The 14,764-nt window shown below is 69.0% G+C and carries 11 protein-coding genes and 1 riboswitch; of the genes, 6 read left to right on the forward strand and 5 right to left on the reverse strand.

Annotation, left to right across the window (positions count from 1 at the left end; genetic code table 11):
- Positions 1–25: 25 nt before the first annotated feature.
- The gene (locus NS1_RS20425; protein ID WP_062986963.1) at positions 26–277 is read left to right on the forward strand and encodes a hypothetical protein; all 252 of its coding nucleotides are present in this window, start codon (positions 26–28) and stop codon (positions 275–277) included.
- 186 nt (positions 278–463) lie between these two features.
- Here the strand turns inward: NS1_RS20425 and NS1_RS20430 are convergent, their stop codons facing one another.
- From NS1_RS20430 to rpmB, 3 genes are all read right to left on the reverse strand, one after another.
- The gene (locus NS1_RS20430; RefSeq protein WP_062986905.1) at positions 464–1,252 is read right to left on the reverse strand and encodes an enoyl-CoA hydratase/isomerase family protein; all 789 of its coding nucleotides are present in this window, start codon (positions 1,250–1,252) and stop codon (positions 464–466) included.
- Positions 1,253–1,344: 92 nt separating this feature from the next.
- Entirely contained in the window at positions 1,345–1,845 is a 501-nt protein-coding gene (locus tag NS1_RS20435; RefSeq protein WP_062986906.1) for a GNAT family N-acetyltransferase, read from the reverse strand.
- 96 nt (positions 1,846–1,941) lie between these two features.
- On the reverse strand, positions 1,942–2,133 hold the full coding sequence (rpmB, locus tag NS1_RS20440) for a 50S ribosomal protein L28 (protein ID WP_039799620.1): 192 nt from the start codon (positions 2,131–2,133) through the stop codon (positions 1,942–1,944).
- 315 nt (positions 2,134–2,448) lie between these two features.
- On the opposite strand from rpmB, the gene fakA reads away from it, so the two are divergent.
- Together fakA and recG are read left to right on the forward strand one after the other, a co-directional pair.
- Entirely contained in the window at positions 2,449–4,293 is a 1,845-nt protein-coding gene (gene fakA / locus NS1_RS20445) for a DAK2 domain-containing protein (RefSeq protein WP_062986964.1), read from the forward strand.
- Positions 4,294–6,552 carry an ATP-dependent DNA helicase RecG gene (gene recG, locus NS1_RS20450; RefSeq protein ID WP_062986907.1) on the forward strand — a complete coding sequence of 753 codons (2,259 nt, stop codon included), beginning with the start codon at positions 4,294–4,296 and terminating at the stop codon, positions 6,550–6,552.
- Between the two features lie 6 nt (positions 6,553–6,558).
- Here the strand turns inward: recG and NS1_RS20455 are convergent, their stop codons facing one another.
- The gene (locus NS1_RS20455) at positions 6,559–7,983 is read right to left on the reverse strand and encodes a short-chain fatty acyl-CoA regulator family protein (protein ID WP_174562667.1); all 1,425 of its coding nucleotides are present in this window, start codon (positions 7,981–7,983) and stop codon (positions 6,559–6,561) included.
- A gap of 348 nt (positions 7,984–8,331) precedes the next feature.
- Between NS1_RS20455 and NS1_RS20460 the strand changes: the two genes are divergently transcribed.
- The 3 genes from NS1_RS20460 to NS1_RS20470 are packed head-to-tail and all read left to right on the forward strand — an operon-like array spanning position 8,332 to position 11,914.
- Positions 8,332–9,855, forward strand: a complete 1,524-nt coding sequence (locus tag NS1_RS20460) for an MmgE/PrpD family protein (protein WP_062986909.1) — start codon at positions 8,332–8,334, stop codon at positions 9,853–9,855.
- Positions 9,855–10,769, forward strand: a complete 915-nt coding sequence (gene prpB / locus NS1_RS20465; RefSeq protein WP_062986910.1) for a methylisocitrate lyase — start codon at positions 9,855–9,857, stop codon at positions 10,767–10,769. The genes NS1_RS20460 and prpB overlap by 1 nt, the downstream gene beginning before the upstream one ends.
- Before the next feature lie 2 nt (positions 10,770–10,771).
- Complete coding sequence (locus NS1_RS20470) at positions 10,772–11,914, forward strand: bifunctional 2-methylcitrate synthase/citrate synthase (protein ID WP_062986911.1); 1,143 nt, start codon at positions 10,772–10,774, stop codon at positions 11,912–11,914.
- A gap of 70 nt (positions 11,915–11,984) precedes the next feature.
- On the opposite strand, the gene metE is transcribed toward NS1_RS20470, so the two are convergent.
- Positions 11,985–14,249: a 5-methyltetrahydropteroyltriglutamate--homocysteine S-methyltransferase gene (gene metE, locus NS1_RS20475; protein ID WP_062986912.1), complete on the reverse strand. Its 2,265-nt coding sequence runs from the start codon at positions 14,247–14,249 to the stop codon at positions 11,985–11,987.
- Positions 14,250–14,390: 141 nt separating this feature from the next.
- A riboswitch (cobalamin riboswitch) is annotated at positions 14,391–14,576 on the reverse strand.
- Positions 14,577–14,764: the final 188 nt, after the last annotated feature.

The following is a 14,764-nucleotide window of genomic DNA, read 5'->3' on the forward strand; positions in this document are numbered from 1 at the left end:
GAGAATGATGAAGGAGCACAACCCGATGCACATCTCCACCGTTCGCGCTGCCCTCGCGACCGCCGCCGTGGCCGCCGCCATCACCGCGGGCGCAGGCTCGGCCACCGCCGCAGGCCTGCAGCTCGAGCCCTACGACGAGCAGGCCGCCCCGGTGGCCACCACCCAGGTCGGCGAGGAATGGACCTCTACCGGCACCTCCACCATCTCGTCCGGCGTGAACGCGAAGGTGACCTGCCTGCTGCAGAACACCTTCAGCGCCCTCGGCGCTGCGTGCTGAGTTGTTAGCGGCTGGCGCCGCGGGGGTTTTCGGCCCTGCGGGCCTCGCATCCGAAGGGCGATACTGCGCCTTCGGCGTTCCGTCTCGCCCTTCGGATGCGAGGCGGCCGAAAACCCGTGAGGGCTGAGTCCCGGCGTGGCGTTGGTCGCGCCGGGTTGTCGGTTCAGTCGCGGGGGTTGGTGACTTCTATGTGAGGCCGACGTAGTTCGGCTTGCGCTTGGCCACGAAGGCGTCTACGCCTTCGCGGCCGGTGTCGCTGTTCGCCGCGGCCGAGATGCTGTCGCGTTCGGAATCGAGCTGCTGGTCCAATGTTGCCGTCGGTGACTGGGCCAGCAGCTTTTTCATGGCCGTGTAGGTGGGGCGGGGGCCGGTGACGAAGGTCTGCGCCACGCGGAACGCTTCGGCGCGGATGTCCTCGTCCGCGACCGTGCGGCTCAGGACGCCGAGGCGCACGGCCTCTTCGGCGTCGAGTACGGCGTCGGTGAGCAGGATCTCGGTCGCCCGGCTCCGGCCGACGATGCGGGGCAGTGACCAGGACATGCCACCGTCGGGGGACAGGCCGATGCCGGGATAGGCGGGGCGCAGTTTCGTCGAGGGGCCGCCGATCGCGATGTCGGCGGCGCAGACCAGGCTCATGCCCGCGCCCGCCGCCCAGCCCTGCACGGCGGCGATCACGGGGACGGGGGCGGCCGCGAGCGCGCGGACGAAATCGTGGAGTTGGTCGGCCAGCTCGTGCAGATAGGCGCCGCGGTCATCGGAGGCGGCGAAATTGCGGACATTGCCGCCCGCGCAGAAGTTCGCGCCCGCGCCGGTGAGCAGCACGGCGCCGACCGACGGGTCGAGTGCGCGCAGGGCGGCGGTGCCCGCGTTGATCAGGTCGAAATCCATCGAGGTGCCTGCGGCGGCGGTGGCGATGGTCAGCTGCAGGACGCCGTCGATGACCTCGGCGGCAAGGACCGGTTCGGTGGTACTCATGGGCGTCACCTTAATCGGGCCCGCGCGCGGGGCGTTCCGCAGCCTTTGCGCGCAGCCGGAGGTACGCCCCGGTCCGGCGGCAGCAGCGTTTCTCAGTCGCGACGCCACAGTTGTTCGGGCAGCAGGGTGAACGGGTCGGTTCGGCTGATGCCGGTGTCGGCGAAGCCGTGCCTGCGGTAGAAGGCGTGGGCGCGCGGATAGTCGGCGAAGACCCACAGGGTGCACGGTGATCCGGGGGTGGCGGCTTCGATCAGAGCGTCGGCGATACCGGTGCCGTGCCAGGCGCTGCGGACGTAGAGCGCTTCGAGTTCGGCCTCGGTGGACGCCGACCTGCCCGGCTGTCGACCGGGTACGGACGACTTCGTCCCGGAAGCGAAGCCGATCAGCCGGTCGCCGACCAGCGCGACCGGCAACTGGTGGATCCCGTCGACGCGACGACGTTCCCAGGTGAGCGCGGAGCGTTCGAGGTCGAAGCCGTCGAGGATGTGACCGGGGACGAGCGTTCCGTAGGCTTCGCGCCAGCTGGCGATGTGGCAGGCGGCGAGTTCGGTGACCCGGGTCGCCGTCAGCGGCGCGATTCGCCAGTCAGCCACGGCGAGCCCGTTCGACGTTCGGCCGTTGTACGACAAAGCCCCGGATCACCCGCGAGGGGTGCCGGGGCACTGTCGGCAGAATGTACGGGCTGAAAATCAGCCGCGGGCGACCTTGCCCGCCTTCAGGCAGGAGGTGCACACGTTCATCCGGCGGGTGTTGCCAGGGGCAACCTGCGCACGCACGGTCTGGATGTTCGGGTTCCAGCGACGGTTGGTGCGCCGGTGCGAGTGCGAGACCGACTTCCCGAAACCGGGGCCCTTGGCGCAGACGTCGCAAACGGCAGCCATGTCGCGAGCTCCTTCATGTCATAAGCGGACAGCGGCGCACGTATGCCCGCTGAACCGGAAACTGATGTCGTCAAATGCCTTGCCGACTGATGTCGGCCAGCGCAGACCCACGTGGGCCGCACGAGGCAACCCTGCAAGACTAGCGGGCCGGGCCTCGAACTTCCAAACCGGGGTATCCCGGTCGACAGGCCGAGCGTAGCCCGGATGAGGGCCCTTCCGAGGTCAGCATAGCGCTGTCGGTCGCTGGCGCTAACCTGGCGTGCGTGCTCGGCGCGCGAGCACGCAGAACGGGGAAGCGAGGTGGCGGTGTCGCACGTGCGGGAGTCTCTCGACGGCCCCGATCTGCTGGTCTGGGCTCGCGGTTGCCGCACCGACCTGGAACTACGCCGCGCCGAGATCGACGCGCTCAACGTGTTCCCCATCGCCGACGCCGACACCGGTACCAATCTGCTCGCCACCATGCGAGCGGCCGTCGCGACGGCCGATCAGATCACCGACGACGCACCTTCCGCTCATCTGATCGCGCAGGGCTTGGCCCGCGGCGCGACGACGGGCGCGCGGGGAAACTCGGGGATCATCCTGTCCCAGGTCCTGCGGGGCGTCGCCGAGGCCGTCACCGCCGGTCCGCTGACCGGTGAACGTCTGCAGGTGGCACTGCGGCGCTCGGCGGTGCTCGTCCGCACCGGGCTGAGTGCCCCGGTCGAGGGCACCATCCTGACCGTGCTCGAGCGTGCCGCGGTCGCCGCGGCCGAGTCGGCCGATCAGTCGCTCATCACCGTCGCCCGCTGCGCCGCCGACGGCGCCGCGCGCGCGTTGAGCGAGACGCCGGCCCAGTTGGGTGTGCTGCGCGCGGCCGGGGTGGTCGACGCCGGGGCGCGGGGACTGCTGGTGCTGCTGGACTGTCTCGTGGCCGAAGTCTGCGGTGAACCGACCGACCGGGTCAGGTACACCCGGGGCGAACGACCCGACCACGGGCCGCATCGGCGACCGGTCGACGGACACGACGAGAGCGACCCCGGTGAGATCGGTCACGACGACGAAGCGGACAGTCGACGCGCGATGGCGGACGGTCACGAGCGCCGGACCGCCGACGCCCGCGTCGACAACGATCACCGGGATCAGGACGCCGATCCGCACTTCGAGGTCATGTACGTGATCTCCGGCACCGACGACACGGCCGCGAGCGGGCTGCGGGATCGACTCGCGGTGCTCGGGGACTCCGTGGTGGTGGTCGGCGACGGTGCGACCACCTGGTCGGCCCATGTGCACTGCCGCGACGCGGGGGCCGCCATCGAGGCGGGCCTCGCGGTGGGCACCGTGACGGGCATCCGGATCGAGAGTTTCGCGGTGACCGCGCCCCACAGCGGCAACCACGGGCACGGCGCCGACGCGCTCGGCCTCACCGACCACACGCACGTCGACACCGTGACGATCGAGCCGCGCACGCACCACGACGGCGACCGGCCACCCGGTCTCGCGGACCGAGACCTCGACACCCCCGACGCGGACCGCGGCGTGCTGGCGGTGGTGGGCGGTGCCGCCGCCGCGCGCCTGTTCGAGGACGCGGGCGCGGTGGTGTTGCGAGGGGATCGGCAGCTCGACACGAACACCCTGCTGCGGGCGATCCGCGGTATGCCCAATCGTGAGGTGCTGGTCCTGCCCAACGGGGCCCTGCCCGCGCAGGAACTCGTCGCGGTCGGTGCGGCCGCGCGTGACGGGTCACGTGATGTGTTGTTGCTGCCGAGCGCGTCGATGGTGCAGGGCCTCGCGGCCTTGGCCGTGCACGATCGCGGGCGGATCGCGGTCGACGACGCGTTCGCGATGTCGGAGGCGGCCGCGACCACCCGGTGGGGTGCGCTGCGCGCGGCGCGGGTGCGGGCGCTGACGATGGTCGGAATGTGTTCTCCGGGCGACGGATTGGGTCTGGTCGGCCACGATGTGGTGGTGATCGACCCCGATGTGGTCGGCGCGGGAAGCATCCTGCTGGACCGAATGCTCGGTCTCGGTGGGGAATTGGTGACATTGCTGATGGGCGCCGACGCGGGGCCCGAGTTGGCGCAGGTGCTCGCCGATCACGTGCGAGCCGGTTTCCCCGGTGTCGAGGTGGTCGTGTATTCCGGTGGACAGCAGGCGGATCTGGTGCAGATAGGGGTCGAGTAGATGGCGACGTTGAGTGACCGGCTCGACCACGTGCTCGGCGTCAAGGCGGCCGACCGGCTGACCGAGGCGTTCGACATGACCACCGTCGAGGATCTGTTGCGCCACTATCCGGTGCGCTACGCGACCCAGGGCCAGCCCCTCACCGAGGAGGAACCCGAAGAGGGCGCGCACATCACCGTCATCGGCCGCATCGCGAAAACCGAACTGCGCCCGATGAAGAACCGCCGTGGCTCGCTGTTGAAGGTGCAGCTCGACACCGGCGCCCAGCGTCCGCTCGAGGCCACCTTCTTCAATGGCGACAAGGTGCGCTATCTGGTGAAAGAGGGTGTGCGAGCGATGATGTCGGGCACCGTGCACTGGTGGCGTCCCGACCGCTGGAACCTCTCGCACCCCGACTACCTGATCCTGCCCGACAAGCCGGAAGCCGGCGTGGAGGAACTCACGTCCGTGCGTGGCAGCGGTGCGCTGCGCGGCCTCGCGCAGAGCGCGAAAGGCGTGGGGGGAGTGGATGCCTCGTTCTTCGAACGCGAATTCGTACCCGTGTATCCGGCGACCGCCAAGGTCCAGAGCTGGGACCTGTTGGCCTGCATCCGCCAGGTGCTCGACCAGCTCGACCCCATCGAGGACCCGCTGCCAGCCGAACTGCGCGAGGAACGCCAACTCCTCCCGCTGTCGGAAGCCCTGCGCCTGATCCACCTTCCCGAGCACAAGTTGGACATCGAGAAGGCAAGGGACCGGCTCCGTTTCGACGAGGCGCTCGCCCTGCAGCTCGTGCTGGCCGAGCGCCGTCACGAGGTGGAGGGCCGCACCGCCCCGGCCTGTCCACCGTCGACCGAGGGAATCGCCGCCGCCTTCGACGAACGACTGCCCTTCGAGCTCACCGAAGGTCAGCAGCAGGTGCTCGCGGAGATCTCGCGAGACCTGTCGCGTACCCGCCCCATGCACCGGCTGCTCCAGGGCGAGGTGGGCTCGGGCAAGACGATCGTGGCGCTGAACGCCATGCTGCAGGTGGTGGACTCGGGCCGCCAGTGCGCGCTGCTCGCACCGACCGAAGTCCTCGCCGCGCAGCACTATCGGTCGCTGCGCGCCATGCTCGGTGACCTCGGCAACGCGGGCGAACTCGGCGCCGCCGAGAACTCGACCAAGGTCGTCCTGCTCACCGGATCGATGTCGACGGCCGTGAAGAAGGCGGCGCTGCTGGACGCGATGACCGGTGCGGCGGGCATCGTCATCGGCACCCACGCGCTCATCCAGGACGCGGTCGAGTTCTACGACCTCGGCCTCGTGGTGGTCGACGAACAGCACCGCTTCGGCGTCGAGCAGCGAGATGCGTTGCGCGCCAAAGCGAAAGACGGCATCAGCCCGCATCTGCTGGTGATGACGGCGACGCCGATCCCGCGCACCATCGCGATGACCACCCTCGGCGACCTCGAAACCTCCACGCTCACCCAGCTGCCCAAGGGGCGCTCGCCGATCGTGTCGAAAGTCGTTCCGCGCAAACTGCATCCGGGGTGGGTGGATCGCGCCTGGGAACGCATCGTCGAGGAGGTCGGCCAGGGCCGGCAGGCCTATGTCGTGTGCTCGCGCATCGGCGAGGACCCGGACGCGCCACCGGCCAAGGGCAAGAAGGCGGAGAAGGAAGGCCCCACCACCGCGGCCGCTGTCGAGATGTACGAGACGCTGGGCGCCGGTCCGCTCGCCGGTGTGCGCGTGGGCCTGTTGCACGGCAGGCTGCCCTCCGACGAAAAAGACCACGTGATGCCCCAATTCAACGACGGCGCGATCGACGTCCTGGTCTGCACCACCGTCGTCGAGGTCGGTGTCGACGTGCCGAACGCGACCGTGATGGTGATCGTCGACGCCGACCGGTTCGGCGTGAGTCAGCTGCACCAGTTGCGCGGCCGCATCGGCCGCGGCAAGCATCCCGGCCTGTGCCTGCTGGTCACCGATGCCGCACCCGGCGGGACGGCGATGGCGCGGCTCGAGGCGGTGGCGGCGACCACCGACGGCTTCGAACTCTCGGTGCTCGATCTGCGCCAGCGCCGCGAAGGTGATGTCCTCGGCTCGGCGCAGTCCGGTACCGCCCGGTCGCTGCGGCTGCTCTCGCTGCTCGACGACCTCGAGGTGATCACCGCCGCACAGGAACTCGCTCGCCAGGTCGTCGCCGAGGACCCAGGTCTGGTGAACCACCCGGGCTTGGCGGGCATGATGTCCGCCGCCGTCGACGGCGAACGCATCGAATACCTCGCCAAGTCCTAGCCGAGGTCAGCGAGGTACGCGCGGGTACGGCAGGTCGGTGCTGGTGTGTTCGGTCACGGCCAGCGGACGCCCGATCTGCGGGAACGCGCGCTGAGGGCACGCGGGCCGCTCACACACCTTGCACCCGGCCCCGATCGGCACCGCCACCTGTGGATCGTCCAACTGCAGTCCCTGCGAATACACCAGCCGGTCGGCGTATTCGATATCGCAGCCGAGCCCGATGACGAAGTTCTTCGACGCCGCCCCGAACCCCTGCGCGGCGGCGGGAGTGGTGCGCGCGATCCACAGATACCGGCGCCCGTCGGGCATCTCCGAGACCTGGGTGAGGATGCGGCCGGGGTGCGCGAAGGCCTCGTGGGTGACCCACAGCGGGCAACTGCCGCCCACCCTGGAGAAGTGGAACGCGGTGGCGGACTGCCGTTTCGAGATATTGCCCGCGCGATCGGTGCGCACCAGGAAGAACGGCACACCGCGCTGACCCTGCCGCTGCAGGGTGCTGAGCCGATGGCAGACCGTCTCGAAACCGACCTCGAAGCGCAGCGCGAGCAGGTCCACGTCGTAGCGCAGTTCCTCGGCCGAGCGCAGGAATCGCCCGTAGGGCAGGATCAACGCCCCGGCGAAGTAGTTGGCCAGCCCGACCCTGGCCAGCGTGCGGGATTCGCCGGTGAGCGCCCGGGATTCGGCGAGCACGTTGTCGATCTCGCGGCCGTAGAGCAGCAGACCGAGAGTGGTCGCGATCTGGAAGGCACGCTGCCCCGGGCGCAGTCGCCTGGCCAGCGTGAGGGTGCGGGTGTCGGGGTCGTAGTGGCGTTTCGGGATGGCCGGGTCGGCGCCGTCGCCACGTACCAGCACCGTGACGCCCGCGCGTTCCTCGGCGATTCTGGCAAGCTGACGATCCAGCGAGCCGATGCTCAGCCCGGATTCCTCGAACAGTTGCTCGGCGGCGTGGTCGAGGGTCGAGATGTGGTTGCGATGGTCGTAGAAGAAGTCGCGCACGTCCTCGTACGGCATGGGTGTGCCCGGCGCGCCCGCTGGCGTGTCGACGCGCGAGGACAGCAGGTCGAGCTGGTCGGTGGCCGCGCGCAAGCGCCGGTGCATCGCGATCACGATGCGCGCCACCTCGGGCAGCCTGGTCGCCAGTTCCTCGACCTCGGTGATCGGTGCGGTATCGCCGCCGCCTGCGGCTTCGACCAGCACCTCGTGCAGGTCCGAGACCAGCCGCGCATCGGAGTCGGCGGCGAAGAACTGCACGTCGAGGTCGAAGGTCGAGTTGAGTTTCAGCAGAACAGGAATGGTCAGCGGTCGCTGATCACGCTCGAGCTGATTGAGATAGCTGGGTGAGAGGTCCAGCGATTTCGCGAGCGCTGCCTGGGTCATCCGCCGTTCTTCGCGCAGCCTTCGTAGCCTGGCCCCCGCGTACATCTTCCGCACGTCGCAGATCCTAACGCGAGCTGTTCGCAATGTTTGCTGAAAGTGGCGAATGCCTCGGGAGAAGTCCAGCGCTGCAAGGGATTTTACCTGTGACTACCCGTGCGTAACATGCGAAGGAGTAGGCGGGGGCATGAGAAAGTCGCCCTCGCGACGACGGAGTCATCGGGAGAAAATCACCATAGCGCTTCGGTATCACCGATTTGAGGCTGATCGAAAATCTTCGCAATAGTTGCTGATCCGTCGTCCATCGCACACAAAAATACGCTTGTTCAGCCCATATTCAGTGGTTGCTCCGATGCGTAGCGTGCGAATCACGGCTGGGATCGACCGGCTGGAATCGGAGGATCAATGAAAACTCATATCGTGCGCAGCGTCGGGGCCGCCGAGGACTTCCCGCGGTCGCAGCATCTGGCCACGCTGATCGCGGAGGTGGCTGCCGATCCGGTGGCGGTGTCCGGCGAGGTCACCGAGATGATCGTGAACCGAATCATCGACAACGCCGCGGTGGCCGCGGCGTCGGTGCTGCGCGGTCCGGTCCGTACCGCCCGCGCGCAAGCGTCGGCGAATCCGCTGTCCGCCGCCTCGTCACGCCATGGCGCCACCGTGTTCGGACTGCCCGGCGCGCAGCGTGTTTCGCCCGAGTGGGCGGCATGGGCGAACGGAGTGGCGGTGCGCGAGCTCGACTTCCACGACACCTTTCTCGCGGCGGAGTACTCGCATCCGGGCGACAACATCGCGCCGATTCTGGCCGTCGCCCAGCACGCGGGACGCGGCGGCGCCGAGCTGATCCGCGGTCTCGCCACCGGCTACGAGATCCAGATCGACCTGGTGCGCGCCATCTGCCTGCACGAACACAAGATCGACCACGTCGCTCACCTCGGCCCTTCGGCCGCCGCGGGCATCGGTACCGTGCTCGGGCTCGACCCCGAAACCATCTATCACGCCGTCGGCCAGGCGCTGCATACCACGACCGCGACCCGGCAGTCGCGCAAAGGCGAGATCTCCAGCTGGAAGGCGTACGCGCCCGCGTTCGCCGGGAAGATGGCCGTCGAGGCGGTCGACCGGGCGATGCGCGGTGAAGGTGCGCCCGCGCCCATCTGGGAGGGCGCCGACGGAGTGATCGCGTGGCTGCTCGGCGGCACGGACGCCGAATACCGGGTGCCGCTGCCGAGTCCGGGCGAGGCCAAGCGTGCCATTCTGGACAGCTACACCAAGGAGCACTCGGCCGAATACCAGAGCCAGGCCCCGATCGATCTCGCGCGTCGACTGCGCGACCGGATCACCGATACCGCCCGCATCGCCTCGATCGTGCTGCACACCAGCCATCACACGCACTCCGTGATCGGCACCGGATCCGGCGACCCGCAGAAGTTCGATCCGCAGGCCAGTCGCGAGACCCTCGACCACTCGCTGCCCTATATCTTCGCGGTCGCCTTGCAGGACGGCACCTGGCACCACGAGCGCTCCTACGCGCCAGAGCGTGCCCAGCGGCCCGACACGGTGGCGCTGTGGCGCAAGATCGCCACGGCCGAGGATCCCGAGTGGACCCGCCGCTATCACGCGACCGATCCGGCCGAGAAGGCCTTCGGCGCCCGCGCGGTGGTGACCCTCGACGACGGCGAGGTGATCGTCGACGAACTGGCGGTCGCCGATGCGCATCCGCTGGGCGCGCGGCCGTTCGCGCGTGAGCAGTACCTCGAGAAGTTCCGCGTCCTCGCCGACGGCGTGGTCACGCCCGCCGAACAGGACCGCTTCCTCGACGCCGCCCAGCGCACACCGGAACTCGGCGCCGGCGAGCTCGATCAGTTGAGTTTCGCGGTCGACCCCGCGCTGTTCGACCGGCTGCCCGCCGCGCGGGAAGGGCTGTTCTGATGACTGTTTCGGGACTGCTCGCCACGCACACCACCGCCGCGCAGAAGCGCGCGACCTTCCGTGCCGGGCTGGCTTCCGGTCGGCTGCAACGACTGCCCGGAGCGGTGAACCCGCTGGTGGCCAAGCTGATCCAGGAGATCGGGTTCGATGGCGTCTATGTGTCAGGCGCGGTGATCTCGGCCGAGCTCGCCCTGCCCGATATCGGTCTGACCACGCTCACCGAGGTCGTCGAACGTGGCCGCCAGATCGCGCGCGCCACCGATCTGCCCGTTCTCATCGACGCCGACACCGGCTTCGGTGAACCGATGAACGCGGCCCGCACGGTGACCCTGCTCGAAGACGCCGGCCTGGCCGGATGCCATCTCGAGGACCAGGTCAACCCGAAACGATGCGGACACCTCGATGGCAAAGCCGTCGTCGACACCGCTGAGATGGTGCGCCGCATCCGCGCCGCCGTGGCGGTGCGCCGCGATCCGGACTTCGTGATCTGCGCCCGCACCGACGCGCGTGCGATCGAGGGTCTCGACGCGGCGATCGAGCGGGCCAGGGCCTATGCCGACGCGGGCGCGGATCTGATCTTCACCGAGGCGCTGGCCGAGGAAGCCGAGTTCGCGAAGTTCCGGGCCGCCGTGGATATCCCGCTGCTCGCGAACATGACCGAATTCGGCAAGTCCCCGCTGCTGAGCGCGCGGACACTGACCGATCTCGGCTACAACGCGGTGATCTACCCGGTCACTACGTTGCGACTGGCGATGGGCGCGATCGAGGACGGCCTGCGCGGGATAGCGACGGCTGGAACGCAATCGGCGTTTCTTGATCGCATGCAGCACCGGTCGCGGCTCTATGAACTGCTCGGCTACCGGCACTACAACGAATTCGACTCCGGCATCTTCGATTTCACGGCGGGTGAGTGAGCATGACCAGTGGACAAGCAACGCCCTCCGTCATCGCCAAGGGTCTGGCCGGGGTGGTGGTCGACACGACGAGCATCTCGAAGGTGGTCGCCGAGACCAACTCGCTGACCTACCGCGGCTATCCGGTGCAGGACCTGGCCGCGCGGTGCGGTTTCGAGGAGGTCGCCTCCCTGCTGTGGCACGGCGAACTCCCTGACGAGGGCCAGCTGCAACTGCTCTGCCAGCGAGAACGCGCCCAGCGCCGGATCGACCGGTCGGTGCTCGCGCTGCTGGAGAAGATGCCCGACACCTGCCACCCGATGGACGCGGTCCGCACGGTCGTGAGCTACCTGGGCACCGAGGACGCCGCGTCGGAAAGCGAGAGCGAGCGCGAAAGACTGGACGCCGCACTGCGATTGACCGCTCTGCTGCCGACGGTGATCGCGACGACGATGCGCAGGCGGCGCGGGCTCGACCCGATCGCACCGCACTCCCAGCTCGGCTTCGCCGAGAACTTCCTGTACATGTGCTTCGGTGCGGTTCCGGAACCGCGGATCGTGCGCGCGTTCGAGATCTCGCTGATCCTCTACGCCGAGCACGGGTTCAACGCCTCGACCTTCGCCGCGCGCGTGGTGACCTCCACCGGCTCGGATATGTACAGCGCGATCACCGCGGCGATCGGCGCCCTGAAGGGCCGCCTGCACGGCGGCGCCAACGAGGCGGTGATGCACACGATGCTGGAGATCGCTGATCCCGCTCTCGCGAAGCTCTGGGTCGCCGAAACACTCACCGCCAAGCGCAAAGTGATGGGCTTCGGGCATCGCGTGTATCGCAACGGCGACTCCAGGGTGCCGACCATGAAGGCCGCCCTCGACGACGTCGCGGCGGTGACCGGTGGCCAGCGGTGGGTTCGGATGTACGACGAACTCGCCGCCGCGATGGACGACAAGACCGGCATCGCGCCGAACCTCGACTTTCCCGCAGGACCGGCCTACTACCTGATGGGCTTCGATATCGAGATGTTCACGCCGATCTTCGTGATGAGCCGGATCACCGGCTGGACCGCGCATATCGCCGAGCAGTCGGCCGCCAACGCGCTGATCCGGCCGCTGTCGGAGTATCGCGGCATGGCGCAGCGCCCGGTTCCGGTCGCCCGTGCGAGCTGACTCACCGACCACCCTGCCCCGGACGGAGGTCCTTCGTCCGGGGCAGTGGTCTATGGACTGATCCGGTCGGTCAGCGCAGTGCCGCGGCGGCCGTCACGAGATTCCGCAGCGACGCTTCGACCTCCACCGGTCCGCGAGTCTTCAGTCCGCAGTCCGGGTTCACCCAGAGGCGCTCGGCCGGAACCGCTTTCAACGCCGCCGACAGCGAGGCCGTGATCTCCTCGACCGACGGCACCCGCGGCGAGTGGATGTCGTAGACGCCCGGCCCGACGCCGAGCGCGAAACCGGCCGCGTTCAGATCGTCGAGGACCTCCATGTGCGAGCGCGCCGCCTCGATCGAGGTGACATCGGCGTCGAGGCCCGCGATCGCCGAGATGACCTGGCCGAACTCCGAGTAGCACAGGTGGGTGTGCACCTGGGTGGTGTCGGCGACCCCGGCGGTGGCCAGACGGAACGAATCCACCGACCACTGCAGGTACGCGGGCTGTTCGGCGGCACGCAGCGGCAGCAGCTCGCGCAGGGCCGGCTCGTCGACCTGGATGATCCGCGTGCCCTGGGCTTCCAGGTCGACGGTCTCGTCCCGGATGGCGAGCGCGACCTGGCGGGCCGACTCACCCAGCGGCTGGTCGTCGCGGACGAACGACCACGCCAGGATGGTCACCGGGCCGGTGAGCATGCCCTTGACCGGCTTGGTGGTCAACGACTGGGCATACCCGATCCAGGACAGCGTCATCGCCTCGGGCCGGGTCACATCGCCGAACAGGATCGGCGGGCGCACGCAGCGAGTGCCGTAGGACTGCACCCAGCCCGCGTCGGTGACGGCGAAACCGTCGAGCAGTTCGGCGAAGTACTGCACCATGTCGTTGCGTTCGGGTTCGCCGTGCACCAGCACGTCGAGACCGAGCTTTTCCTGCAGGGTGATCACGTCGGCGATCTCGGCCCGCATCCGCTGGGCGTACTCGGCCTGGTCGATCTCGCCCTTGCGCAGCGCGGCGCGGGCCAGCCGGATGGCGGAGGTCTGCGGGTAGGAGCCGATGGTGGTGGTCGGCAGCACCGGCAGGTCGAGGTGATCACGCTGCAGGGCGCGACGCTGGTCGGCGGGGGAGCGGGTCAGGTCGTTCTCGTCGAGCGCGGCCAACCGAGCTCTGACCTGCTCGTTGTGCAGCCGCGGGTCGGTCCGGCGTGAGTCGGCGGCGGCGCGGGCCGCGGCCAGTTCGTCGGCGACGGTCTCGACCCCCGCGGTGAGCGCGGTGGCCAGGACGCGCACCTCGTCGACCTTCTCGGCGCCGAAGGCCAGCCACGAGCGCAGCCGCTCGTCCAGTCCGGTCTCGGGGGTCAGCGAATACGGCACGTGCAGCAACGAGCACGAACTCGACACCGCCACCGAGTCGGCGCTGCCGAGCAGCGTGCCCAGGGTGCCGAGGACGGCGTCGAGGTCGGCGCGCCAGACATTGCGGCCGTCGACCACGCCTGCCACGAGCAGTTTGCGAGCCAGGGCGGGCAGCGCGGCGACCGTTGAGAGGTCGGCTCCCGCGGTGAAATCGAGAGCGACACCCTCGATCTCGGTCTCGGCCAACACCGCCAGAGCGGCATCGGGGTGCCCGAAGTAGGTGGCGACCAGGATCGCGGGCCGGTTCTGCGCGGCCGACAGTGCACTGTAGGTCCGGCCGACCAGGGCGATCTCCGCCTCGGTCAGGTCGGTGACCAGCACCGGCTCATCGATCTGTACCCACTGCGCGCCCGCGTCCGCCAGCTGGGCCAGCAGGTCGAGGTACAGCGGCACCAGCTCGGGCAGACGCTCCAGCGCGGCACCGCCGGCGGCCTTGGCCAGCTTCAGGAAGGTGATCGGACCGATCACCACCGGACGCGCGGGGACGCCGAGCTCGATCGCCTCGTCGAGTTCGGTCAGCAGCTTGCCCGGATGCAGGGAAAACGTAGTGGAAACGTCGATCTCGGGCACCAGGTAGTGGTAGTTGGTGTCGAACCACTTGGTCATCTCGAGCGGAGCGACCGTGTCGGTGCCGCGCGCGGCCGCGAAATAGCGGTCGAGCGGATCGGCGATTCCGGCGACGCGCGGCGGTAGCGCGCCGAGCAATTCGGCGGTGTCGAGCATCTGGTCGTAGTAGGAGAAGGTGCCCACCGGCACCGAATCGAGTCCCGCCGCGGCCAGTTCGGTGAGCTGGGCTCGACGGAGCTGCCGACCGACCGCGTGCAGGTGCGCGGCATCGGCGCGGCCGGCCCAGTAGGACTCGGTGGCGCGCTTGAGTTCCCGGTTCGGGCCCACGCGCGGTAGGCCGAGAACCGTTGCGGTGAAAGGAGTGTGCGAAACAGTCACGGAGATTCTCCAGTGTGGTGCGGGGAGAGCCGTCGCCTTTCGCGGGCACACGCCACAGGACCGGACACGTCGCGAAAGGTACGACAGGTCGGCATCGGTGGTCCGCGCGCCCGATCCACGAGGCGGTGGCCGCCGGATACGGCGTATCCGGCACAGTCGGCAGGTCTTCGGACTCGCGGGCACCGGTCGTGTGATCGACCGACCTACTGGCCGTCGCTTCCCAGGCATGCTGCCCAGTGCTGATGACGGCGGTCGTTCCTGCTCACCGCTGCGGGACAGTCCCGGATTCTCACCGGGTTCCCTCTCACCCGGTGCGGAACATGATCCGCACCCGGGTTTCGACGCCTACGCGGGAGGTCGGGGCTCCGACTCTTCCACCGCGCGGGCGAACCAGCTGCGCCCTCAGCATAGGCCCACATGGGGGCGCGGGACACCGCCCCGTGGTGAACAGGGCCGTGACCTGCGGTTGCGCCGAGGTCGACCACGCGCACCGCGAGCGGCTCCGCGCGGTGAGA

The sequence above is a fragment of the Nocardia salmonicida NBRC 13393 genome (genome assembly GCF_001613085.1).
In the GTDB taxonomy this organism is placed as follows: Bacteria; Actinomycetota; Actinomycetes; order Mycobacteriales; family Mycobacteriaceae; genus Nocardia; species Nocardia salmonicida.

Bases quoted from the DNA above. Each gene is read 5' to 3' on its own strand.
- rpmB (WP_039799620.1), bottom strand. From the start codon at position 2,133: ATGGCTGCCGTTTGCGACGTCTGCGCCAAGGGCCCCGGTTTCGGGAAG.
- NS1_RS20460 (WP_062986909.1), top strand. From the start codon at position 8,332: ATGAAAACTCATATCGTGCGCAGCGTCGGGGCCGCCGAGGACTTCCCG.
- NS1_RS20425 (WP_062986963.1), top strand. From the start codon at position 26: ATGCACATCTCCACCGTTCGCGCTGCCCTCGCGACCGCCGCCGTGGCC.
- prpB (WP_062986910.1), top strand. From the start codon at position 9,855: ATGACTGTTTCGGGACTGCTCGCCACGCACACCACCGCCGCGCAGAAG.
- NS1_RS20430 (WP_062986905.1), bottom strand. From the start codon at position 1,252: ATGAGTACCACCGAACCGGTCCTTGCCGCCGAGGTCATCGACGGCGTC.
- recG (WP_062986907.1), top strand. From the start codon at position 4,294: ATGGCGACGTTGAGTGACCGGCTCGACCACGTGCTCGGCGTCAAGGCG.
- NS1_RS20470 (WP_062986911.1), top strand. From the start codon at position 10,772: ATGACCAGTGGACAAGCAACGCCCTCCGTCATCGCCAAGGGTCTGGCC.